This is a genomic window from Paenibacillus sp. FSL R5-0810, assembly GCF_038002285.1.
GTDB classification, from domain to species: domain Bacteria; phylum Bacillota; class Bacilli; order Paenibacillales; family Paenibacillaceae; genus Paenibacillus_AQ; species Paenibacillus_AQ lactis.
This window is the reverse complement of record NZ_JBBOCF010000001.1, coordinates 2,408,271-2,428,580: the sequence shown is the minus strand read 5'-3', so window position 1 is coordinate 2,428,580 and position 20,310 is coordinate 2,408,271. Positions and strand designations below refer to the sequence as shown.

Genomic DNA, 20,310 nt, shown 5'->3' with positions numbered 1-20,310 from the left:
TTCGTTTGCAAGCTAACAGGAAAGCGAGGTTTTTTACATGTCGGAGCATAACGCGATAGACGACTTGAGCCATCGTCGTAAATTCAAGCGCCGGCCAATGCAAGTGGCGGATGCCCAAGAGCTAGCGGTTTCCTATGCAGCTACAGGATTGACGGAGCATATCCGGCTTCAGGAAAGCGACGGACGCGTGCTGGCTGCCGATATGATCGCCCCGCATCCGTTCCCGGCGTTTGCCCGGTCGGGGATGGACGGGTATGCGATCCGTTCGGCGGATACGAGCCGGTGTGAGCTTGGAGAGACCGTCTGGCTGAAAGTGGTAGATGAAATTCCATGCGGATACGTATCTTCCATTCCGATTGAATCCGGTACCGCTTCGCGAATCATGACAGGCGCTCAGGTACCCGAAGGAGCGGATGCCGTTGTGATGCTGGAAGCGACGGAGATTCGGCACGAGGGTTCCGAGACAATGGTCGGGATCAAGCGGCCGCTTGCCCCAGGCAAAAATATTACCCCAATGGGCTTCGAGCTGCAGGAAGGCGATCTCATCCTGCGCAAGGGAACGAAGATCGGCGCCGGGGAAATCTCGGTCTTGGCTACTTTTGGACTTCACCAGGTTGAGGTATACCGCAAGCCCGTTGTCGGAATTTTCTCTACAGGGACGGAGCTGCTGGATATCGAATCGCCGCTGGAGCCCGGCAAAATCCGCAACAGCAACACGTATATGCTGGCTTCGCAAATCAGGGAGGCTGGCGGGGTGCCGGTGATCATGGAGGCGATTCCGGATCGCATCGAGCTCGCGAAGCAGAGGGTCGAGGAAGCGCTGGCCGAATATGATCTCGTCGTAACGACAGGCGGCGTCTCTGTCGGCGATTACGACATTATGGGGGAGCTTGTGACCTCCGGCAGTATGGAGATGCTGTTTAACAAGGTGACGATGAGGCCAGGAAGCGTGACAACCGCTGCGGTGAAAGACGGAAAGCTGTTGTTTGCCCTCTCCGGCAATCCGGGCGCGTGTTACGTCGGATTCCTGCTGTTCGTCCGGCCAGCAATTCGAAAAATGCTTGGCATGGAGCAGTTTTACTTGAAGGAATGGACGGCTGAGCTTGGAGCCGACTATGCCAAGGTGAACAACTTCACCCGGTTTGTCCGGGGACGGCTCGAGGTGCAGGGCGGGAAGCTGATAGCGACACCGGCGCTGCTGGATGAATCGAGCGTGATGATCACGATAAAGGACAGCGATTGTTTGATCGTCATTCCGCCGGAGCTGAAGGGTGCTGCGAAGGGACAAGCCGTGCAGGTTCTTGTGCTTCCGGGGGCATGGACATGAACGTTGTTCAAATATGCGGGTATAAAAACAGCGGAAAGACAACGCTGATTGCCGCCCTGCTGCCGCTCCTGAAGGAGCAGGGATTACGGGTCGCGGTGATTAAGCATGACAGCCACGGCTTTGACATCGATCATAAAGGGACGGATACCTTTCGGTTCCGCGAAGCGGGAGCGGAAGGGGTAGCGATCGCTTCGCCTGGCAGAACCGCTATCATGAAGGAGTCCGAGGCGAAACTGGAAGACCTGCTGGCCAGCTATGACGATTTCGATCTGGTTCTGATCGAGGGGTATAAGCGAGAGGGTTACCCGAAGCTGGTGCTGCTTCGGAATGCGGATGACTTGGCACTGCTGGATGAGACGGTGGCGGTACAAGCCGTCATCGTTCGCCCGGCCATGCTGAAAGAACCGTCCGTTCTGCCGAAGATCCGGCAGCGGCAGACGGTTCCTGTTCTAACCTGGGACGATACTTCGCAGATCGCTGCAATGATAATGAAGCTGTGCTGATCGCCCGTATTTTACAATTCACCGGAGCGGCGTTCAATGGCCTCGGACATCGTTTTGTCCGTCAGATGGGCGTATACTTCCGTCGTCTCCGTTGAAGCATGGCCAAGCTGCTCCTTGGTCTTGTAAATATCATTTTGCAAATAATAGTCGGTAGCAAAGGAATGCCGCAGCTTATGAACCGTCAGGGAAGGCTTGCCAAAGCGTTTGGCGTATTTGATGATCATGGCCTGAATCGCACGCTTGGTCATCCGCTGGCCTTCCTGCTGCCCGTTGCGGAGCGCGACGAACAGCGCTTTTTCCTTCTTGGGCACCTTATATCGCGATTGCCGGAGCTGCAGGTAGCATTCCAGATCGTCCTTGGCCTGCGCCCGGAAGTAGACGGGCGTTTTAAAGGTCTCGTCATTGTTGCCTTTGCGGAACACATGGAGCAGCTTGTTGCTCAGATCGATATCCGACAAATTCAAATTGACGACCTCGGACACGCGAAGTCCCGAGTTCAGGATCAAGCTGGCAATGCATGCGTCCCTGACCTTATTCTGTTCATGGGCGTAGAGCGCTTGCTTGTTGTTCGCGACATCCTGACCATAACCTTCGTGAATATACGTGATAAAGTCCTGGAGCTCTTCCTCCTCGAGAATTTTGCCCTTCAGCTTGGCGGCCGTATCCTTTGGCTTATGAATGCGTTTAATTTCCACCTTGGCCATGATGTTGCGCTTCAGCAGCGGATAGAAATCCTCATCCTCGGCAATCTGACTTAGGTAATGAAACAGAGACCGCAGGGAGGAAAGCTTGCGGGATACGGTAATTCTGGAATTGGCCCCTTCCCTGCGCGTGGTAAGGTACAGCCGATAACCCGTAATGCTGTCCATTCGCAGACGTTCCAGCTCGGCCAAGGTCACCTCGGCATTGGAAGCGGCTTCCGATAAACCTTCCGAACGCAGCCAATTGAAGAAGGTTTCATAGTCCCGCACGTATTCAAGCAGGGTTGAGGGGGACAGGTCCGGCAGCTTGTAGTCGATGAATTGCTGTACATACCAGGGCATGGTTGGAGATTTTTCATCCAGCTTCGCCCGGTCCATATCTTTTTGTATATTCATATGAGCCACCTCGATTTTGAATCATTGTTGTGTTGATTCCTATTATACGATTATACGTTCTAGTGTAACATATGGAAAATTCCTAGTCTCATAACCTCCTGCCGCGCGCTAATGTGATTTACGATTGCATTGCCTCCTTGATTGAAATGCCGTTCATCGCATAAGATGGATATGCATGGCAGTCGGCACATAATACATAACAAAATGCTTGGGAGGCGGCAGCGTGATATCCATCCAATCGGAGCGGAAAGGGATCGAACTGGTCCCAAGAAGGAAGCAAGCCGTAATCGAAAATTTGATGCAGCTGTACCTGTATGACTTTACCAAATATTTGGATATTTCCGTGAATGATAAAGGATTGTTTCCGCCCTATCCGGATTTGGATGAATTCTGGAAAAAGCGGGACAGGAAATTTCCGTTCTTGATTAAATATGACGGCAGACCCGCGGGATTCGCTCTGATAGAGCGGGTGACGGATGATCCGAAAGCGGATTATTATATGACGGAATTTTTCATCATGCAGAAATACCGGCGAAGCCGGCTCGGCACATGGGCTGCAACCCGGCTGTTCGAGCACTTCCAGGGGCGCTGGAAGGTGACGCAGGTGAGCATTAATTTTCCAGCCCAGGCTTTCTGGAGAAAGGTGATCGAGGCATATACAGGCGGAAAATACGAGGAAGTCATCGAGTCGCCGCATAATAACCCGAGCCAGTATTTTCAATCCAAGCGTTACTAGATTTGTCTAACGTTATAACCGTGCACACAATCGATCCAATTTACAACCGGGAAACAGCAAACGGAGGGATAGTTGATGTATTTACCAAGCTTCAATCTTGAGGGGAAGAGAGCCTTTGTTACGGGTGCCGGACGCGGAATCGGGCGCGCGATTGCCATCGGGCTGGCGGAGGCCGGCTGCGTTGTCGGGCTGATGTCCAGAACCCGAAGCGATTTGGAGGAGACGGCTGCGATCATTCAGAGCTTGAATAAAGGTGGAAGCATCGTGCTGCCGGGAGATTTAACGAAGCGAACGGAGATGGAAGGGGCCATCGCGGAATTCGTTTCGCAAGCCGGCGGGATCGATATTCTGGTCAATAATGCCGGAATGAATATCCGCACACCTGCTCTTGAAGTGACGGACGACGAGTGGGAGCTGATCGTGCAGACCAATCTGAAATCTGCTTTCGTTGCTTCCCAGGCGGCTGCAAGGTACATGAAGGAACAGAAGGAAGGACGCATCATCAACATCGCTTCAGTCGGCGGACATACCGCGCTTCGAACCGGGGTTGTGTACGGATCAACGAAGGCGGCCCTCATTCATATGACCAAAGTATTGGCCATGGAGTGGGCGCAATACGGCATCCAAGTCAATGCGGTCGGCCCGTGGTATTTCCGCACGCCGCTGACGGAGAAGCTGCTTAGCGACGAGGCCTATCTGAAGGACATATTGGACCGTACGCCGATGAAGCGGGTCGGGAAGCTGGAGGAGGTCGTCGGTCCCGTTGTTTTCCTGGCATCCGATGCCGCGAACTACATGACGGGACAGACGCTGCTTGTGGATGGCGGGATGAGCATTTACGGCTTTTAGAAAATTTGGGAATCCCAACTGACCCCTGTTAGAAAAGGGTTCAATAATGGGTAATAAAGTATGGAACTTTGTTAAATTTTAAGATCGGATGCTGCGATCAGACAGTAGAGGAGCGTGAAGGGATGGAACGGAGAGCGTTTGGAAACACGGATATGTCTGTCAGTATTTTGGGATTCGGCGGTGCGGAAATCGGGGAGGCCGACCAGCGCACGGTTGATCGGCTGCTGCATAGCGCCATGGATGCAGGACTGAATATGATCGATACGGCGGAATGCTACGGCAACAGCGAGGAACTGATCGGGAAGGCATTGGCCGGCAGACGGGATGATTGTTATCTGTTTACGAAATGCGGTCACGCGTCAGGGATGGATTATCCGGATTGGGATCCGGTGCTGCTTGCAAGAAGCATTGACCGCAGTCTGAAGCGCCTCAAGGTAGACTATGTCGATGTCGTCCATCTCCACAGCTGCTCTGAAGAAATTCTCCGGCGAGGAGAAGTAATCGAGGTGCTGCAGAGAGCCAAGGAGCAGGGGAAGACGCGATATATCGGATACAGCGGCGATTCGACGAGCGCCCGATATGCGGTTGAGACCGGCGTCTTTGACAGCTTTGAGACCTCAGTGAACATCGCGGATCAGGAAGCCATCGAGCTGACGATCCCCTTGGCGGTGAAGCAGGGAATGGGGATCATCGCCAAGCGCCCTATAGCGAATGTAGCCTGGAAGCATGAGCGTTTAAGCGAGGATGATTACGCGTATCCGTATTGGCTGCGGCTTCAGGAATTGAACTATGATTTTCTGAATGATGTGCAGCAGGGCGTCGAAATCGCGATGAAGTTTACATTAAGCACGCCAGGCGTCGCTACGGCTATCGTCGGTACGGGCAATCCGGACCGATGGCACCAGAATGCGCAGCTCCTGCGAGATGGCATGCTGCCCCAAGAGACCTATCAAGCGATCCGAAGCCGGTGGAAAGAGGTTGCCGGAAGTGATTGGGTCGGCAAAGTATAATGATTTCGATATTTTAGTCGCAAAAGCTCGATTCGGGATTGATGGTGACAAAGTCAGCCTTCCGTGCCCGATCCGGGCTTTTTTTTATGGTCAGAATCGGCATGGTTCTAAGCAATATTAGCACATCAACACATCTACTTATTCCAATATTACACAATATGAAAAATTCACAATAGAAACGATATTAACCTCCCTCGTATCTATCTCCTGTGCTCCAATCACGGTTACCCAAGCCTCACCTATTTACGTTTGAGCGTTGCATTTTTCGTGCTAAACAGGAGTCCTTCCGTGCAATATTCAATCAGGAGGGAAATGGAAATGAATTGGATATCCCTTGATTCCCTTGGAAATATTTCCCCCATCAGAAGATGATTATCCCCCTTTCGGTCCAACAAGGCATGGACTAAAATGCTGGTAGACAGCAAGTAATACATACGTCATGAAAAAATACTTAGGGGGATTCCAAATGAAAAGGTCTTCAATGTTACTTCTGAGTGTCATGCTGATGCTCACGATGTTCCTTGCCGCTTGCGGAAACAACGGGAACAACGGTGGCACGACGCCGGCGGCGGATGGCGAGAAGCAGAACACGGAAACGCCTGCGCCTGATAAGAAGGATGACGCAGCTCCCGTTTCTCTCCGCGTGTTCTCGACGTTCGGCGGCACGGACGCAGCACGTGAAGCATTTCAGTCCGCACTGGACGAATTTACGGCAGCGCATCCGAACGTAAAGATCGAGAATGATACGATGTCCGCCAACGATGACGGATTCAGAACGAAGGTCAATACCGATATGAACAGCGGCAATGAGCCGGACCTGCTGTTCTACTTCATCGGGGCTGATGCTGAAGGCTTCGTGAATGCAGGCAAGGTCGTTCCTTTGAACGAACTCCTTGATGCCAACCCGGACTGGAAGAACGGCTTTATCCCGGATGCGCTGGAGCTTGCAAGACAGAAGGATGGCAACATCTACGCGGCTCCACTGACCGGTTTCTATGAAGGGTTGTTTGTTAACAAGAAGATTTTCGAGGAGAACGGCTTGGAGCTTCCTACCGACTGGGAGAAGCTGACGACAGCTGTGAAAACGCTGTCCAAGAAGGGCATTATTCCTTTATCCGTACCATTTGACCAATCCCACTATCTGATCGAGCATACGATTCTGTCTGCAGCCGGTCCTGAAAGCCAGGCCAAGGGCCTGATCGACAGTATCGATCCGAACTGGGAGAAGGGCTATGCAGCCATGAAGGAGCTGTATGACCTTGGAGCGTTCCCGAAAGACGCGGCTACGATTGACCTGGGCATGGCAGGAAACTACTACAGTGAAGGCCTTGCAGCCATGATTCTGGAAGGATCCTGGGCTGTCGGCGGCTGGAGCGACGAGACTCGCGACAATTCGACCGTCGTGCCATTCCCGACTGTCCCTGGCGGCGCCGGCAGCGGCAACGATATCGTCGGCGGTTTCGGATCCGGCTTCTATCTATCGAAGAAAACCTATGATGATGCAGCCAAGAAGGATGCTGCGGTTGAGCTCTTGAAGCATTTGACTTCTCCGGCAACCATTCAAAAAATCGCTTCCGCGAACGGCGGTACGCCTGCAGCTGACGTTGAAGTAACCGGCTTGCCGCAGGTTGCGCTTGACGGCTTCGCGATGGCAGCGAAGGCGAATTCGATCAGCTCTCCGGTAGACAGCAAAGTGTCGCAGGAAACATTCAGCAATCTGCGTGCGAGCGTTCAGCCAGTCGTTGAGGGCAAAAAATCGCCAACAGATGCGATCGCCGAAGCGAAAAAGGTTGAAGACGCCAACAAAAAATAATTCATGTTTGTAGAAACGGTAGAATTATAAGTGACGAAACGCCGCCCCTGTTGTTTTTCATTCGGGCGGCGTAGTCATTTCGAGAGAATTGCACAAAATAACCTCAAAGGTGATGAAAAATGAAGGGTGATCGAAAGTATATCGTACTGTTTTTATTGCCTGCGGTAGCGATCATGACAATCTTTCTGTACTATCCGTTCTTTAAGAGCTTGTACCTGAGCTTCTATCGGACCACCGGTTTCTTCGACAAGAAATTTGTCGGCTGGGCGAACTACGAGAGACTGTTCACGGATAAATTGCTCGGCGCGGCAACCTTGCATACCTTAGAAATCATGCTGTATGTTATCGTGTTCCAGGTCGGTATTGCCCTCGTGCTCGCCGTCCTTGTTGACAATATTTCCAAGCTGAAATCATTCTACCGGACCGTTTTTTTCTTCCCTGTCGTCATTTCCGGTACGGCTATATCGCTATTGTTCGTCCTGTTCTACAATTACAATTTCGGCTTGCTAAACAATTTGCTTGCCCAGTTCGATATCGAGAAGGTGCTGTGGCTGGATGATAAGAATGCGTTAAAAGCGGTATCCATTCCGACCGTATGGCATTATGTCGGGTTTTATTTCGTTTTGTTCCTCACAGCGATGTCCAAAATTCCTTCGGACTATTACGAGGCAGCAAAACTCGAAGGGATATCGGCCTTCAAGAGAACGACGATGCTGACCATTCCGCTGATTATGAGCGATATCAAGGTTGTGATCACACTGGCGATCACCGGTACACTGAAAGTGTTCGAGTTCGTATGGGTGATCACGAGCGGCCAGAATGGGACCGAGGTGCTCGGAACCTATATGTACAAAAAGGCCATGGTAGACCAGAACTTCGGCTACGGTTCGACCGTGGCGATCTATATGGTGGTCTTCGGCGTCCTGCTGGCGGTCATCGCTAACCGATTGCTGAAGAGAGATGAGATTACATACTAAGCATTATAGGGGTGTACAGTTATGGAGCCAACCATCGTCGTTGAACACAAAACGCAGCGAGTGAAAAAGCGTCGGTTTAAAATAAGCACCGCTGTGATGTATATCGTATTGACCCTATGGTCTTTAACAACGATCTATCCGTTGTTCTGGATCGTCAACAACTCCTTCAAGGTTTCCAGGGACGTTATGAATAATTCCTTTGCCATCTCCTGGGATCCGGTGTTCGTAAATTATCAAAATGCGTTTGACCGTATCAATATCGGGCGCAGCTATATCAACAGCTTGATCATGTCGTTCGGCACCGTATTTCTGGTGCTTCTGCTCGGGGGATTAGCCGCCTACGTGTTATCCCGATTCAACTTTAGAGGAAAGAGAACGATTTATTCCATTTTGTACGCGACGCTGCTTATTCCTGCGTTTGCAACGGTCGTTCCCGTGTACGAGCTTCTGATCAAAACGAGTCTCGTCAATACGTACTGGGGGTTAATCTTCCCTCAGACGGCTGGCAATCTGACCTTTGCCACTCTCGTGATTGCGGGGTATATGTCCACCATTCCGAAAGAGCTGGAGGAAGCCGCCTTTATGGACGGCTGCAATCGGTGGCAGATGTTTGCCAAGATCTTCGTGCCGATCTCTCAGCCCGTATTTGCATCGGCAAGTATATTTGTTTTCATGTGGTCTTATAACGATCTCTTCTCGGCGTTGATCTTCGTAAACAAGGAGAATGTTCGCCCGATCGTGGCGCTCCTTAACGAAATCAGCTCCCAATACGGGACGGACTTCGGCTTGATGGCTACCGCCGTTTCCTTGACTGTCATCCCGGTGCTTATCGTGTATCTGTTCATATCAAAATATATTCAAAAGGGATTGACGGAAGGCGCGGTTAAAGGCTGATCCGAGCTGCGGAACCAACGAATAGGCAAGTCAAGAGCCGACCTTTGGGCCACTCGGTTGACTTGCCTATTCGTTGTGGGCTAAGAGTGCAAAATATTCGTTGACCTTGACACTAGTGTCAAGGTTTATAATGGAAGGGAATCCCTGTTTACCGAGGAGGTTTCTTCATGAAAATTAGCCAGCTGTCTAAACTGACAGGTGTAAGCGCCCGGTCGATACGCCATTACGAGAAGAAACGGCTGATTCGCCCGAAGCGCCTGGATAATGATTACCGGGAGTTTGATGAGGACGCGGTCGAAAGGGTCAAGGCCATCCAAATCTATTTGGGAATGGGATTGACGACGGATGAAATCGCGGAGGTTCTGGACTGTAATGATGATTATTCGGAAGTATATGAATACTGCGAAGAGATGATGGATTTCTACGAAGACAAGCTGGACGAAATTAATGCCAGGATTCTAAGGCTCGCTGCCGTCAAGCAGAGGCTTGAGGAGAAAATCGGCGAGATGAACCGGATGAAAGACGATGTGCCGCAGATGGCGGAGGACCGCATGTCCGAAGCCGGCTACGGCGTTATGAATTGAGGCCCGAACGGCGTTTAAAACGCCGTTCGGGCTTTTTTTCCTCCGTTCCGAGCGTTGATTCGAGAGCATCGTCACCGTTTATGGAACTCAACGAGACGCGAGAAGCCTTCCTCCCCGAACCCTGCCTGAATCGCCTTGTTGGCGACTGTCAGTCCCGCACCAAGTATGCTGCTGTCAAGGCCGTGATGCTCCGCAACGTGCGTGATATGCTCCATTGAGGCAGCCGCAGAGATAATGTTCGAGCGGTCCCCCGGATAGACGCCGCGGTCGGCTTCTTCTGCAAGTTGGGTCATGATGGCAGGCATGATCTCTACGATACCATGGGCATAAGGAGCCAGATCAGAGGCTGCAATGTTCTTGGCCCGTGCAAGGGCAAGCGAATGCATATAACCGTTCATGGCCGTCCAGTAAAGATTAAGTAAGGTAATGTCGTAAGCGGCCGCACGCCCGGGATCCCTGCCGAGGTAAGACGCCTTTCCTCCCAAGCTGGCCAATGTTTGCCTATGCCGCAGGTATACATCCTCCGAGCCGCTGTATAAAATGACAGCCGTGGCCTCGCCAATGGTCGGGGTTGGCGTCATAATGGCCCCGTCCACGTAATCAATGCCGTTGGCAGATGCCCAGCCGGCCATCTCCCTGGCCCGTTCCGGCGTGTCTGCCGTCAAATTGATGACGGTTCGGCCTTTCAGTTCTTCCACAGCCGGTGATAGAATGGAGCGCACGGCATTATAATCGAGCACGCAGATAATGATCAGCTCGCTTGCGGCTGCTGCATCCGTCACGGATTCCGCAAGAACAGCCCCTTGCCGGGTCAGTTCATCCGATTTGCCGGGCGTGCGATTCCATACGGTCACCGGATGACCGTTCTTCAGAAAGGCGCCTGCGAGCGCTTGACCCATAGGCCCAAGTCCGAGCACCGAGACGGCTTCTTTCGTTTGCCGTTCTGAATCATTGTCAATAGGGCTGGAAAATCCCCATTCGTTACCCATTAGATGTTCCTCCTTATATGTGTCATCCGGTCTTATTCTAAACCTTGGCACTAATGTCAAAGTCAACATGGTATTCGCGAAGGCAGCAAAAAACGAGTCGCGTCACGATCTCAACGCAATTAAAAACGAATGGCATATCGACTGCTACCGGTCCGGAGCGATAGGATGTAGATTTTGAACAGAAACAACCTGATAAAAACACCATGTGAAAAATTCATAATAGAAAAAAGCATTTCTCTCTCCCTAGTTCTTTTCCACAACTTCCCACCATTAGATCTTACCTAATGCATATCGAGCATGTTTTAAATGGAGGGGTTAGAGACCCCATATTAAACAGCTTGCTGCGCGCCATCGGTGTAATGGCCCGATTTGACGGTGATGGCGCGCATTTCGCTGCTCCCGAACAATCATAGAAACCGGATCTGTACGTCGTGATAGCGTCCGCTGCTCAATTTAGGCATTTTGATTTGCAGGGAGGACTGTTTGTACGTAGCGATGCTTTGTGAGGGCTGCACGGGCGCAGGAAGCTGAATGATCTGGACATGCTCTTTCGGAAGTCCATTGATTTTAATATGTGTCCGGTTCACCTGCACCCATAAATTCTCAGGGTGAATGCGCATGGGAACATGGCATTTCACAACAAGGAATTTATGGGTATCAAAGGTTTCATAACGCAGCTCGGACGGTTTCGAGAGAATATCATTTCCTGATATAGCCTGATTGATGGTGTTTTTTACATAATCCTCTATCATGGCCGCATCCAGCTGAACTTCTTCACTCAGATTGTTCAAGTCTTTGAACGGAAACGGGTTGCTGCTGAAGAAGGAATCCTGGGTCAGCCATTCGGGACGTCGATTCTTGGAGCTCAAGTATGCTTCACCCCCTTTTGCCATTGATTCATTGTATGGGCGAATGAAGGTCGCAGTGACATCTGGGCATATATCTACATAACCTATTTAAGGACGATTCTGATTAAAGAGGTGGAATTGTGGTTTCGATTATCGGCAATATGAAGATTGTTAACGTGGGCCCCAGTTCTACGGTCTTGGTTGGAAATACCGGCGCTATTGTATTGAACAGCTCCGCGAAAACCTATTCGGGCTCCAACTCGTTCAATACCGGCGACAATATCGGTCTCAATATCGCGAATAACCAGGGCAACAGCTTAAATACGGTGGATCCGGACCTTATCGATTCCGCGAATGCTTAGTAAGGTTGTGATACATTGTGAATGTGACGGTTCATCAGAGCATTACGATTCATCAACTGCGCGTGGAAGCCGTAACGAATTCATCCGTGCTCCAGATTGGGACTGCGGGAGAAATCAGAGCCTTATCCAATATATATAATACCGGTGGTTTTACCGGACCTGCGCCAGAGTTCGAGCCTATCGATAACGCCAGCCCGATCGTTCCCCTGCCTGCTCCCGAGGAAGGATTGTACAGGCAAGAATGACGCGATTCCACCCTGCATACAATTGCAGGGGAGGGGGTTCTATGTACCCGTATCATTTACAGCAGCTGCTGAACGGTCTTCAACTCCAAGCGGAGCAGTTACGTCGGATCGAGCAAATGGTGAAGGATTTGAGGACAGAAATGGATACGCTGCGCCAGTCCAAATCGAGTGCTGCCGACCGGATTGAATATCATTTTGATTTATTAAAAATCGAGAGGCTGGAAGGAACATTGAATATCGGAGTCATGCCTACAGGCGGCAAGCCGGAAGGGGATATTGAGGTTAACGGTCAATCTCTGGTCCCGCCGCAAGGGGGCAATGGCGGAAGCGCAGCATATACCGATATTTACGAAGACGTTACGCAATATCTGGATAATGATATCGCCGGGGAGCTTGACAGGAGTCTGAAAAAGCTTCCGGTCGATTCAGCAGGAACTAGTCTTTCCATTATTCTCGAGGACATTCGCAAACAAGTCGGGGAACGCATCAAGGTATATATGGACCAATACGGCCGGAGCGGCGAAGAGCCGGACGCCGTGCTGATGAAGCAAACCATTGCGCAGCAGGTCAAAAAGGAGATTGCTTACGCAATCAATCAGCATCTTCAACAAGTGCAGGGGAAGTGGAAAAGGAATGAAGCTGACAGTCATCAATAAGGAGCTGCATGTGGGCTCCATCCGGGTAACCGCGGTATCCAGCTCGTCCGTACTGTTAATCGGAGATACGAAAATCATCAACAGCTCATCGATATACGATACGCCATCGGAGTCGTTACTCGTCAGTCCGCTCGTACCGTTAGCATCGGGATCCGCTCCATGAAGCGAAACGTATTTGTGGAGAACATGCATATCATTAACATCTCGGACGGCTCGGCATGTATTTGCGGTAAATCCGAGGATCTTCATGCGTATACACAGGCACTCGCCGTACAACGGCAGGTGCCCGTCTTTTACGAGGATGAAGGCCGCTTTGAAGATTACCCTATTTTTACGAGAGATATCCCGAAATTACCGGACTCATCGGATGTAGATATGGACGTCATCCAAGAGCATAATCTGATCCGTGTGAATCGTGTCGATGTCTTGTCTGTCGCATCCGCGTCCACGGTCCAAATAGGAACCACGGAGCAGCTTGATCTGGAAGCGCGGGTCAAGGCCATTCGCCATTTTATAACAGACCAACCGATGGCGCTGGAACGTTATAAGGGCATCATTATTTTGCCCTATCCTGATTGAAAACGAATAGGAGAGTCTGCTCGGGTAGGGGGAAGCGCCCTGCCTGATGCAGGCTCTTTTTACCGGAAGATGCAGATGGCCCAGGACAGTAATGATTCCATTTATCATTTTTCCCGCCAGTCATGACGCTCCTGTGTTAAAATATGTTGTGGTTAAATAACGTAATCATTCAATGCAGGGGGATCGATTCACCCTTTCCATGGCAGGATCGCAGCTCAACATGATAGAGAGAGGACCGAATATATGTTTACCATCACTTCTTTAATGCTGTTTCTAGGATCGGCGATATTGCTTATTCTGGTGCCGGGTCCGGATCTGCTGTTTGCCGTAACGCAGGGCATGACCAGCGGCAAGCGGGCCGGCATTTTAAGCGCCGTCGGCTTGAGCTTAGGCAATATCGTACATACGCTTGCAGCTGCGCTCGGCGTATCCATCATCATTAAAGCGTCTGCGACGGTGTTTACGCTGTTTAAAATCGCGGGCGCCTGTTATTTATTCTATCTTGCCTATAAGTCGTTTAAGCACCGGAAGGATCCGATCGGTCTTCGGGAAGGCAGTCCTGAATCCGGCCGGAATTTGATCTTAAAGGGGTTTCTCATGAACGTGCTGAACCCGAAGGTGGCGATTTTCTTTCTCTCTTTCCTTCCGCAGTTCGTCAATGATAAGCAAGGTCATGCCGGTTTACAGCTCTTTATCTTAGGCATGATGTTCCTCATCCTGACCGGTCTGATATTCGGGATCTTGGCGTACTTTGCGGGGGCATTCAGCCAGCGGCTTCTATCGAAATCGCGTTTTGGCGAATGGATGAACATCCTGGGAGGCTGCATTTTCACCATCATCGGCATGAAGCTGGTATTTACCCGATTATAGGAAGGTTCATGTATTTACAAAAAAATCAGGAGGCGCATAAGAAGCGAACCTCCTGATTTTCTTATTGCAACATCCCGATTATTCGCCCTGATGGGCGGCCTCGTCTTTAATTTCCTCACGGAAGCCGGAGATGCTTCTCTTGCGGCGCTCATTGCGATCCTCGATTTGCTCCTTCTCCGAGGCAGGAATCTCATCGCCGAACTCTTCCAAATAGTCCTCAGCTTCGCGGAAGTTTTCAATGGTGTTCTGCACGGCATCCTGCAGATGCTCTACGTTATCTTCGCGATTGTCCGGTTTTGCCACGAAAATCACCCCCTGGGCATGATATGGTTTCTTGCACCTCAAAAGTTTTCCAATCCGAGGGCTCCCTTATGCATCTTGACGAACAATATCCGTAAAAAGCTACAGGATTGTAAATATTGCAAGCCGGATCTGTACTTATCTGATCGAATGAATATGTTATAATGTCGAAGAAACGCAACCTGGCTTAGTGGTATGGAAGAGGAGGAACCGTTTTGAGACCACGACGTTTTCTATTGCGGCTTAGCACGCTGGCATTCATTGTATGCATGTTAGCGTCATGTACCTCGGAGCCGGTAAAAAAACAACAGCAGCCTTCGACAGAAGGACCTCCTGAACCGATCATGCAGGATGCAGCGGAAGAAGAAGGACAGCTAATTACGCTTGTAACGCCGGAGACTAGCCAGAAAGCTCCGGAGGAGAAGAGCAAATACCAGATACATACCCGGCTCACCGACTTTCACCTGTTAAGCGAAACGACAGGCATCGCCTGGGGAATCACCAACGCTTCGCTCCGACTCTATCAGACGCAGGATTATGGTGAAACGTGGATGGACATCTCGCCTTCGTCCAATGTCGAATTCGGCAGCAAGCTGGTGTATGGGAAAGATATCGTATTTACCGATAAGGATCATGGATGGATCATACGGAACATGCAGGGCTCGACGGAGACCGTGCTGCTTCACACCTCTGACGGGGGAAAAAGCTGGAAAATATCGGCGCTTCCTAAATCCGGCATCGTGACGGCGCTATCCTTTGTGTCCTCAGAGCAAGGCTGGATCATGGCTTCAGGCAGTTCCTCCAAAGGCTTGGAGGAGAAGCTGCTGTATCGAACCAACGACGGGATCGTATGGCATGAGGTTATGCAGAATACAGAGTACCCAAGAACCCGTATACCGGGAACGGTGATTCCAAGAACAGGCTCCATGATCGGCATGAGGTTCACCAATCCTCAAGTCGGGTTTGCAACGGTGCAGGAGCTGCAATCGTCCAAGCTGTACATCACACGCGACGGCGGGAGTCAATGGAAATCTTCCGCTCAGGTATTCCAGAGCGATTCGCTCGACCGCTGCGGTTCGGTCTATGCAGGTACGCCCCAAGCGCTCGGTTTCGTTGGCGAAGAGGTCTATATCCCCGTTGTGTGCATGATCAAAGATGCCCCTAAGTACATGGGTTATTTTACAGCCGATACTGGGAGGTCATGGAATTTGGTTTCGTTCCCAATGACGGGGGATCCGAACAAAGGCAGCATCCAACCGGTGTTCCGCAGACTGCATGACGGATGGGCAATGGTGAACGGCATCGTGTACCATACAACCGATATGGGCCGGAATTGGAAGCCGTATCCAAGGGATGAGCTGTTGACAAGCAATTTGAAAAAGTACCCGAAAGTGGTGAAAATGCAGTTTATTTCATCAGACGTCGGCTGGCTCCTGATTGAAACGGAAGACAAGAAACGCTCCCGTCTGATGATGAGCACGGATGGCGGGGTATCTTGGCAAGGTCTATAATCATGAATAAGCCAGGCTTTACCGGCGGGAGATCCGTGACGGTGAAGCCTTTTTTATATGGGATATCGAAAAGCGACGCGAACAACGCTCTCTGGTGGACAACTTTCCTAAATTTTTCGCTAAAACTTCCCTTTCGAAGGAGTTAAATTGTCCGAGTCTAAGCATATACATATTTCAAGACAAGGTGGAGGGGGGAGCCGCATGGGATCGGGATCGGAGTGGATGTTCGATTTTTTCGGCAGCGTTATGCCCATATTTTTCATCGTCGTCATCGGGATTATTATACTGTCGGCAGGGAAAGGAATATTGCAATGGAGCCAGAACAACCGACAGCCTTTGCTAACCGTCGATTCTAAAATTGTGAGCAAGCGGACCGAAGTGAAGCATACGCATCATACAGATGAAGCGATGTCGAGCCGTACTCGAACCACCTATTATTTAACGTTCGAAGTCGAAAGCGGCGACAGGATGGAGTTTGTCGTGAATGGCGAGGAATTCGGCATGTGTGCGGAAGGGGATGAGGGACTGCTGCGTTTTCAGGGGACCCGCTATTACAGCTTCGTCCGGCATCCGAAGTCGAATCGTGATACCGTCCGAGGCTATGGGCATCACAAAACCTAATTTGCAAGGATTTTAGTCGGGCTCCTCCTGTGGTATATAATGAAGGAGATAAAGGAGGAGCTCGCATGAAATTTAACAATAAATCGGTGATCATAACCGGTGCCGCAAACGGTATCGGACGCGGATTGGCGGAAGCGTATGCCTCCAGAGGCGCGCAGGTCGTATTAAGCGATATCGATGAAACGCGCGGTGAGGAGACGGCAGCTGCCTTGAGGGAGCAGGGATTTACCGCGCTCTTTGTACCTTGCGATGTCCGCAAGGAGGAGGATATCCGCCATCTGATGAATGAAGCGGTAAAGCAGTTCGGCGGAATTGATATTTTGATCAACAATGCGGGGGTTTCGCGTTTCAAGTCGCCTTTTGATTTGACCGTCCAGGATTGGGAGGATGTGCTGAACACGAATGCAAGAAGCTGCTTTTTGGCTACCCGGGAAGCGGCTGTACATATTAGGAAATCCGGCCGTGGCGGTGCCGTTGTCAACCTGTCTTCCACCCGCTCCATGATGTCGGAGCCGAACTCGGAGGCTTACGCCGCATCCAAGGGGGCGATCGTTGCATTAACCCATGCCATGGCGGTCAGCCTGGGACCGGATCGAATCCGGGTGAACTGCATCAGTCCGGGGTGGATCGAGACCGGCAGCTACAAGGAGCTTCGCCCGGAAGACCACAGCCAGCATCCGGCCGGCAGGGTCGGGGTTCCATCCGATATTGCGAAAGCATGTTTTTATCTGACCGATCCGGAGAACGATTTCGTCACGGGCACACATCTGGTCGTCGACGGCGGAATGACACGTAAAATGATATATGAGCCATGATAATGGATAAAGAGAGGGAGCCTACCCACGGAATTTGCTGTTTGGGGACGGGCTCTTTTTGCATTTATTTTTATGGTCAGCGGTGGGATTCTAAAGCCCTAGCCTGAATGCATGGATGATTAGCGCCATTCTCTCTTGTATAAAACCCTCCTGTAGTATTTTTATATTCCCGTAAGGATTTTACATAATCCTCGTAAAGAAATGGTGCGGCATCCCGCTTGCCGAAAGACGCCTTCCAGCGGGAATGATACGATTTCGTGATCGATTAACATTTTTCAAGAAAGTCTGTTCATGAAAATTAATTCCAGTATGATGGAATTAATCTAATGTGGTCATCATGAATCATTCAAATCGAACTGGAGGGAAGAAAGTAGATGGGAGTATTTCCAACTAGATTGAAAGCCGAACGATCGAGCCGTACGTCCGTATTTGTTACATTGCTCCTATCCTATCTTGTAGTGCTGCTCATTCCGGTGATCGTATTCGGAGGGCTGTATACGAGAATCGAAAGCATCATGGTCGAGAACGCCAACAACGCCAATATGGCCCTGATTGAACAGGCTAAGCAAGTGGTGGACGGTCGGCTGGATGAGATGCATCTGATCTCCCGGAATACTTCATCGCATCCGAAGCTGGACACCCTGCTCAAGTCTGGAACGCTCCAAACCGCCGAGGAACGGTATGATTATTTGAGCTTTATGAAGGAGCTGGAGCGTTATCGGAACAGCAGCAGCTTCATTACGGATTTTTATGTGTATCTTCGGAAGAGCGATACGGTGGTGAGCCCGGGCTTCAAAACGAATTCATCCATTCTGTTCTCGGAAATCTACGGCTACCCCAATTTAACGTATAAGCAGTTTCAGGACGATATCCTTCACGGCGTTCATTTTAATCGCTTTCTCCCGGTAACCGAAGTCGGCAAGGGCTTAAACAAGAAACGAATGCTAACCTATTTGCAAACGCTTCCATTCGGGGAAAAGAGCAGCCCGAAGGGCGCTTTGGTGATCCTCATCGAAGAACGGCAAATCATGGGATTGCTTGAGGAGATCGTGAAAGCGAATCACGGCACGATCTACATCAAGGATGCGGAGGGGCAGGTCCTGCTCAGTGCGGGTGAGAGGAGTGAGCTCGCTAACGGGGCATCAGCTTCGGAGAGCGGGATGATGACCGTGTCTACCACTTCAGCTCGTAACGGCTGGGAGTATGTATCGCTCGTTCCCGAAAATGTATTTATGGCGAAGGTGATCATGGTCAAGCGAATGGCGGTCGGTGTTCTGGCCTTATGTCTGGCTGCCGGAATTATCGTGTGCGCATATATGACCTATCGGGCTTATCATCCTCTTCGTGACATCATTCGTTTTATCCGGCAATCCCATCCGACTAAAGGAGGGAATATCCGAAACGAATATGAGTTTATCAAATCCACCATGGCGGATTCCTTCGGCAAGCAGGTGGAGATGGAAGAGCAGCTGTTCAGGCAGACGCCGGCCATCCGCGCGAATTTCCTGCTTCGCCTGTTAAAGGGGCATGTCGATACGGATGATATTTCGCAGCAGTCCCTTTCATTCATGGGCATAACCTTCCCGCACTCAAGCTTCGCCGTGGCGCTGATTGAGCTCCGGGACGCAAGCGGCTTTATTCATCATGATTGTGAGCGGGAATGGGCGTTAATCCGATTCGTGACCGGGAAAGTGGCGGAAGAGATGCCGGGTTATGCCGCCTACGCCGTTGAGCTGGAGAAGAACGAAGTCGCCATTATTCTGAACGTTCCTGAGGAATGCGGTAAAGGAGTTGAGCTGTATGAATGGGCCGAGCAGGTGAAAAGAGTCATCGAGCAGCGCTTCCGGACGGTGACCACGATCGGAATCAGCAGCATCCATGCAGGGATGGGGCAGCTGCCAAGCTGTTATGCAGAGAGCGTAAGAGCGCTGGAGTACTCGATCTTTACAGCCTATAAACCCATTCTGTTTTATGAAGAAATGAAACGGGAAGCGGAGGTGTATTATGACTTTCCGATCGAAACGGAAATCCAGCTGATCAATGCGATGAAGAGCGGGGACGCGGTGAAAACGAAGGACATCATTCAGCAGCTGTATGAAAACAACTTTACAGGGAAGCAGATTACCCCGGAGCATGGGCGGCTGCTGTTTGCGAATCTGCTCAGTACCTTGTTTAAATTGCTGAATGCTTTGAATTTAAAGTATGAGGATATCTTGGGGACGCCTGCAAAGCCCATTGAAAACATGACGGAAGCGGGTTCTCTGGAAGAGCTGTATTCGGAGATGCAGTTTATGTTCCATCAGGTTTGCCTGTATGTAAAACAGCAGAGGGGCGATTCCTCAACGCTGCTGCTGGAAAAAATCAAAAAATACATTATCGAGCACCACGACGACGCGATGATCAGTTTGGCATCCATTGCCGAGCAGTTCAATATTACGCCGCCGTATTTATCGGCTTTCTTCAAGAAGAACAGCGGCTCGAATCTGACCGATTATTTGGCGAAGATCCGAATTGAGCGCTCCAAGGAAATGATGAAGGATGCGGGGAGCACCATCTCGCAGATCGCCCGATCAGTCGGGTATACCAGCGACGTCGGCTTTATCCGGGTATTCAAGAAATACGAAGGGATTACGCCCGGAAAATATAAGGAAACGCTGCATTCCCTATCATCCACATTAAGAAAAGATCATGCCGAATCTTAATTGGTGTTTACCGATATTGAAA

23 protein-coding genes are annotated in these 20,310 nt (G+C 50.7%); 19 read left to right on the top strand and 4 right to left on the bottom strand.

Features of this window, described 5'->3' with window-relative positions; genetic code table 11:
* Positions 1 to 37 precede the first annotated feature (37 nt).
* Together MKX76_RS10935 and mobB are read left to right on the top strand one after the other, a co-directional pair.
* On the top strand, positions 38 to 1,327 hold the full coding sequence (locus MKX76_RS10935) for a molybdopterin molybdotransferase MoeA (protein ID WP_341033753.1): 1,290 nt from the start codon (positions 38 to 40) through the stop codon (positions 1,325 to 1,327).
* Positions 1,324 to 1,830: a molybdopterin-guanine dinucleotide biosynthesis protein B gene (mobB, locus tag MKX76_RS10930; protein WP_007130034.1), complete on the top strand. Its 507-nt coding sequence runs from the start codon at positions 1,324 to 1,326 to the stop codon at positions 1,828 to 1,830. The genes MKX76_RS10935 and mobB overlap by 4 nt, the downstream gene beginning before the upstream one ends.
* Before the next feature lie 11 nt (positions 1,831 to 1,841).
* Here the strand turns inward: mobB and xerS are convergent, their stop codons facing one another.
* Positions 1,842 to 2,927, bottom strand: a complete 1,086-nt coding sequence (gene xerS, locus MKX76_RS10925; RefSeq protein WP_007130035.1) for a tyrosine recombinase XerS — start codon at positions 2,925 to 2,927, stop codon at positions 1,842 to 1,844.
* 223 nt (positions 2,928 to 3,150) lie between these two features.
* Here xerS and MKX76_RS10920 point away from each other — a divergent pair, with 223 nt between their 5' ends.
* The 7 genes from MKX76_RS10920 (at position 3,151) to MKX76_RS10890 (ending at position 9,790) form a co-directional block, all read left to right on the top strand.
* Positions 3,151 to 3,663 carry a GNAT family N-acetyltransferase gene (locus MKX76_RS10920; protein WP_007130036.1) on the top strand — a complete coding sequence of 171 codons (513 nt, stop codon included), beginning with the start codon at positions 3,151 to 3,153 and terminating at the stop codon, positions 3,661 to 3,663.
* A 75-nt stretch (positions 3,664 to 3,738) separates the two neighbouring features.
* Positions 3,739 to 4,512: an SDR family NAD(P)-dependent oxidoreductase gene (locus MKX76_RS10915; RefSeq protein WP_007130037.1), complete on the top strand. Its 774-nt coding sequence runs from the start codon at positions 3,739 to 3,741 to the stop codon at positions 4,510 to 4,512.
* 122 nt (positions 4,513 to 4,634) lie between these two features.
* Positions 4,635 to 5,522, top strand: coding sequence for an aldo/keto reductase (locus MKX76_RS10910; RefSeq protein ID WP_007130038.1), 888 nt, complete (start codon positions 4,635 to 4,637; stop codon positions 5,520 to 5,522).
* A gap of 466 nt (positions 5,523 to 5,988) precedes the next feature.
* Positions 5,989 to 7,335 carry an ABC transporter substrate-binding protein gene (locus tag MKX76_RS10905; protein ID WP_007130039.1) on the top strand — a complete coding sequence of 449 codons (1,347 nt, stop codon included), beginning with the start codon at positions 5,989 to 5,991 and terminating at the stop codon, positions 7,333 to 7,335.
* A gap of 119 nt (positions 7,336 to 7,454) precedes the next feature.
* Positions 7,455 to 8,312 carry a carbohydrate ABC transporter permease gene (locus tag MKX76_RS10900; protein WP_007130040.1) on the top strand — a complete coding sequence of 286 codons (858 nt, stop codon included), beginning with the start codon at positions 7,455 to 7,457 and terminating at the stop codon, positions 8,310 to 8,312.
* A 21-nt stretch (positions 8,313 to 8,333) separates the two neighbouring features.
* Entirely contained in the window at positions 8,334 to 9,206 is an 873-nt protein-coding gene (locus MKX76_RS10895) for a carbohydrate ABC transporter permease (RefSeq protein ID WP_007130041.1), read from the top strand.
* 167 nt (positions 9,207 to 9,373) lie between these two features.
* Positions 9,374 to 9,790 carry a MerR family transcriptional regulator gene (locus MKX76_RS10890; RefSeq protein WP_007130042.1) on the top strand — a complete coding sequence of 139 codons (417 nt, stop codon included), beginning with the start codon at positions 9,374 to 9,376 and terminating at the stop codon, positions 9,788 to 9,790.
* A 71-nt stretch (positions 9,791 to 9,861) separates the two neighbouring features.
* On the opposite strand, the gene MKX76_RS10885 is transcribed toward MKX76_RS10890, so the two are convergent.
* Together MKX76_RS10885 and MKX76_RS10880 are read right to left on the bottom strand one after the other, a co-directional pair.
* The gene (locus MKX76_RS10885) at positions 9,862 to 10,779 is read right to left on the bottom strand and encodes an NAD(P)-dependent oxidoreductase (RefSeq protein ID WP_285852552.1); all 918 of its coding nucleotides are present in this window, start codon (positions 10,777 to 10,779) and stop codon (positions 9,862 to 9,864) included.
* Between the two features lie 407 nt (positions 10,780 to 11,186).
* Complete coding sequence (locus MKX76_RS10880) at positions 11,187 to 11,648, bottom strand: Hsp20/alpha crystallin family protein (RefSeq protein ID WP_251536766.1); 462 nt, start codon at positions 11,646 to 11,648, stop codon at positions 11,187 to 11,189.
* Positions 11,649 to 11,767: 119 nt separating this feature from the next.
* On the opposite strand from MKX76_RS10880, the gene MKX76_RS10875 reads away from it, so the two are divergent.
* The 6 genes from MKX76_RS10875 to MKX76_RS10850 all read left to right on the top strand — a co-directional run bounded on the left by MKX76_RS10875 (position 11,768) and on the right by MKX76_RS10850 (position 14,339).
* On the top strand, positions 11,768 to 11,989 hold the full coding sequence (locus tag MKX76_RS10875; protein ID WP_007130045.1) for a spore germination protein: 222 nt from the start codon (positions 11,768 to 11,770) through the stop codon (positions 11,987 to 11,989).
* Between the two features lie 17 nt (positions 11,990 to 12,006).
* Entirely contained in the window at positions 12,007 to 12,234 is a 228-nt protein-coding gene (locus tag MKX76_RS10870; protein ID WP_040738616.1) for a spore germination protein GerPB, read from the top strand.
* A gap of 41 nt (positions 12,235 to 12,275) precedes the next feature.
* Positions 12,276 to 12,890: a spore germination protein GerPC gene (gene gerPC / locus MKX76_RS10865; protein WP_341033749.1), complete on the top strand. Its 615-nt coding sequence runs from the start codon at positions 12,276 to 12,278 to the stop codon at positions 12,888 to 12,890.
* Positions 12,868 to 13,053, top strand: coding sequence for a hypothetical protein (locus tag MKX76_RS10860; protein WP_007130047.1), 186 nt, complete (start codon positions 12,868 to 12,870; stop codon positions 13,051 to 13,053). Before gerPC ends, MKX76_RS10860 begins: the two co-directional genes overlap by 23 nt.
* Positions 13,050 to 13,469 carry a spore germination protein GerPE gene (locus MKX76_RS10855; protein ID WP_341033748.1) on the top strand — a complete coding sequence of 140 codons (420 nt, stop codon included), beginning with the start codon at positions 13,050 to 13,052 and terminating at the stop codon, positions 13,467 to 13,469. The genes MKX76_RS10860 and MKX76_RS10855 overlap by 4 nt, the downstream gene beginning before the upstream one ends.
* A gap of 243 nt (positions 13,470 to 13,712) precedes the next feature.
* Positions 13,713 to 14,339 (top strand): LysE family translocator, encoded by a 627-nt coding sequence (locus MKX76_RS10850; RefSeq protein WP_341033747.1) that lies wholly within the window; start codon positions 13,713 to 13,715, stop codon positions 14,337 to 14,339.
* A gap of 78 nt (positions 14,340 to 14,417) precedes the next feature.
* Here the strand turns inward: MKX76_RS10850 and tlp are convergent, their stop codons facing one another.
* Positions 14,418 to 14,642, bottom strand: a complete 225-nt coding sequence (tlp, locus tag MKX76_RS10845; protein WP_007130050.1) for a small acid-soluble spore protein Tlp — start codon at positions 14,640 to 14,642, stop codon at positions 14,418 to 14,420.
* A 212-nt stretch (positions 14,643 to 14,854) separates the two neighbouring features.
* Here tlp and MKX76_RS10840 point away from each other — a divergent pair, with 212 nt between their 5' ends.
* The 4 genes from MKX76_RS10840 to MKX76_RS10825 all read left to right on the top strand — a co-directional run bounded on the left by MKX76_RS10840 (position 14,855) and on the right by MKX76_RS10825 (position 20,288).
* Positions 14,855 to 16,150 (top strand): WD40/YVTN/BNR-like repeat-containing protein, encoded by a 1,296-nt coding sequence (locus MKX76_RS10840; protein WP_341033746.1) that lies wholly within the window; start codon positions 14,855 to 14,857, stop codon positions 16,148 to 16,150.
* A gap of 201 nt (positions 16,151 to 16,351) precedes the next feature.
* Positions 16,352 to 16,771 (top strand): DUF2500 domain-containing protein, encoded by a 420-nt coding sequence (locus tag MKX76_RS10835; RefSeq protein WP_007130052.1) that lies wholly within the window; start codon positions 16,352 to 16,354, stop codon positions 16,769 to 16,771.
* A 65-nt stretch (positions 16,772 to 16,836) separates the two neighbouring features.
* Positions 16,837 to 17,586: an SDR family NAD(P)-dependent oxidoreductase gene (locus MKX76_RS10830; protein ID WP_007130053.1), complete on the top strand. Its 750-nt coding sequence runs from the start codon at positions 16,837 to 16,839 to the stop codon at positions 17,584 to 17,586.
* A 374-nt stretch (positions 17,587 to 17,960) separates the two neighbouring features.
* Positions 17,961 to 20,288 carry a helix-turn-helix domain-containing protein gene (locus MKX76_RS10825; RefSeq protein ID WP_341033745.1) on the top strand — a complete coding sequence of 776 codons (2,328 nt, stop codon included), beginning with the start codon at positions 17,961 to 17,963 and terminating at the stop codon, positions 20,286 to 20,288.
* Positions 20,289 to 20,310 lie beyond the last annotated feature (22 nt).

Excerpts from the sequence above, each read along its gene's own strand:
- MKX76_RS10890 (WP_007130042.1), top strand. The coding sequence starts at position 9,374 with ATGAAAATTAGCCAGCTGTCTAAACTGACAGGTGTAAGCGCCCGGTCG.
- MKX76_RS10835 (WP_007130052.1), top strand. The coding sequence starts at position 16,352 with ATGGGATCGGGATCGGAGTGGATGTTCGATTTTTTCGGCAGCGTTATG.
- xerS (WP_007130035.1), bottom strand. The coding sequence starts at position 2,927 with ATGAATATACAAAAAGATATGGACCGGGCGAAGCTGGATGAAAAATCT.
- MKX76_RS10935 (WP_341033753.1), top strand. The coding sequence starts at position 38 with ATGTCGGAGCATAACGCGATAGACGACTTGAGCCATCGTCGTAAATTC.
- MKX76_RS10885 (WP_285852552.1), bottom strand. The coding sequence starts at position 10,779 with ATGGGTAACGAATGGGGATTTTCCAGCCCTATTGACAATGATTCAGAA.
- gerPC (WP_341033749.1), top strand. The coding sequence starts at position 12,276 with ATGTACCCGTATCATTTACAGCAGCTGCTGAACGGTCTTCAACTCCAA.
- MKX76_RS10905 (WP_007130039.1), top strand. The coding sequence starts at position 5,989 with ATGAAAAGGTCTTCAATGTTACTTCTGAGTGTCATGCTGATGCTCACG.
- MKX76_RS10895 (WP_007130041.1), top strand. The coding sequence starts at position 8,334 with ATGGAGCCAACCATCGTCGTTGAACACAAAACGCAGCGAGTGAAAAAG.
- MKX76_RS10830 (WP_007130053.1), top strand. The coding sequence starts at position 16,837 with ATGAAATTTAACAATAAATCGGTGATCATAACCGGTGCCGCAAACGGT.
- MKX76_RS10855 (WP_341033748.1), top strand. The coding sequence starts at position 13,050 with ATGAAGCGAAACGTATTTGTGGAGAACATGCATATCATTAACATCTCG.
- MKX76_RS10860 (WP_007130047.1), top strand. The coding sequence starts at position 12,868 with ATGAAGCTGACAGTCATCAATAAGGAGCTGCATGTGGGCTCCATCCGG.
- MKX76_RS10900 (WP_007130040.1), top strand. The coding sequence starts at position 7,455 with ATGAAGGGTGATCGAAAGTATATCGTACTGTTTTTATTGCCTGCGGTA.
- MKX76_RS10825 (WP_341033745.1), top strand. The coding sequence starts at position 17,961 with ATGGGAGTATTTCCAACTAGATTGAAAGCCGAACGATCGAGCCGTACG.
- MKX76_RS10910 (WP_007130038.1), top strand. The coding sequence starts at position 4,635 with ATGGAACGGAGAGCGTTTGGAAACACGGATATGTCTGTCAGTATTTTG.
- MKX76_RS10915 (WP_007130037.1), top strand. The coding sequence starts at position 3,739 with ATGTATTTACCAAGCTTCAATCTTGAGGGGAAGAGAGCCTTTGTTACG.
- mobB (WP_007130034.1), top strand. The coding sequence starts at position 1,324 with ATGAACGTTGTTCAAATATGCGGGTATAAAAACAGCGGAAAGACAACG.
- MKX76_RS10850 (WP_341033747.1), top strand. The coding sequence starts at position 13,713 with ATGTTTACCATCACTTCTTTAATGCTGTTTCTAGGATCGGCGATATTG.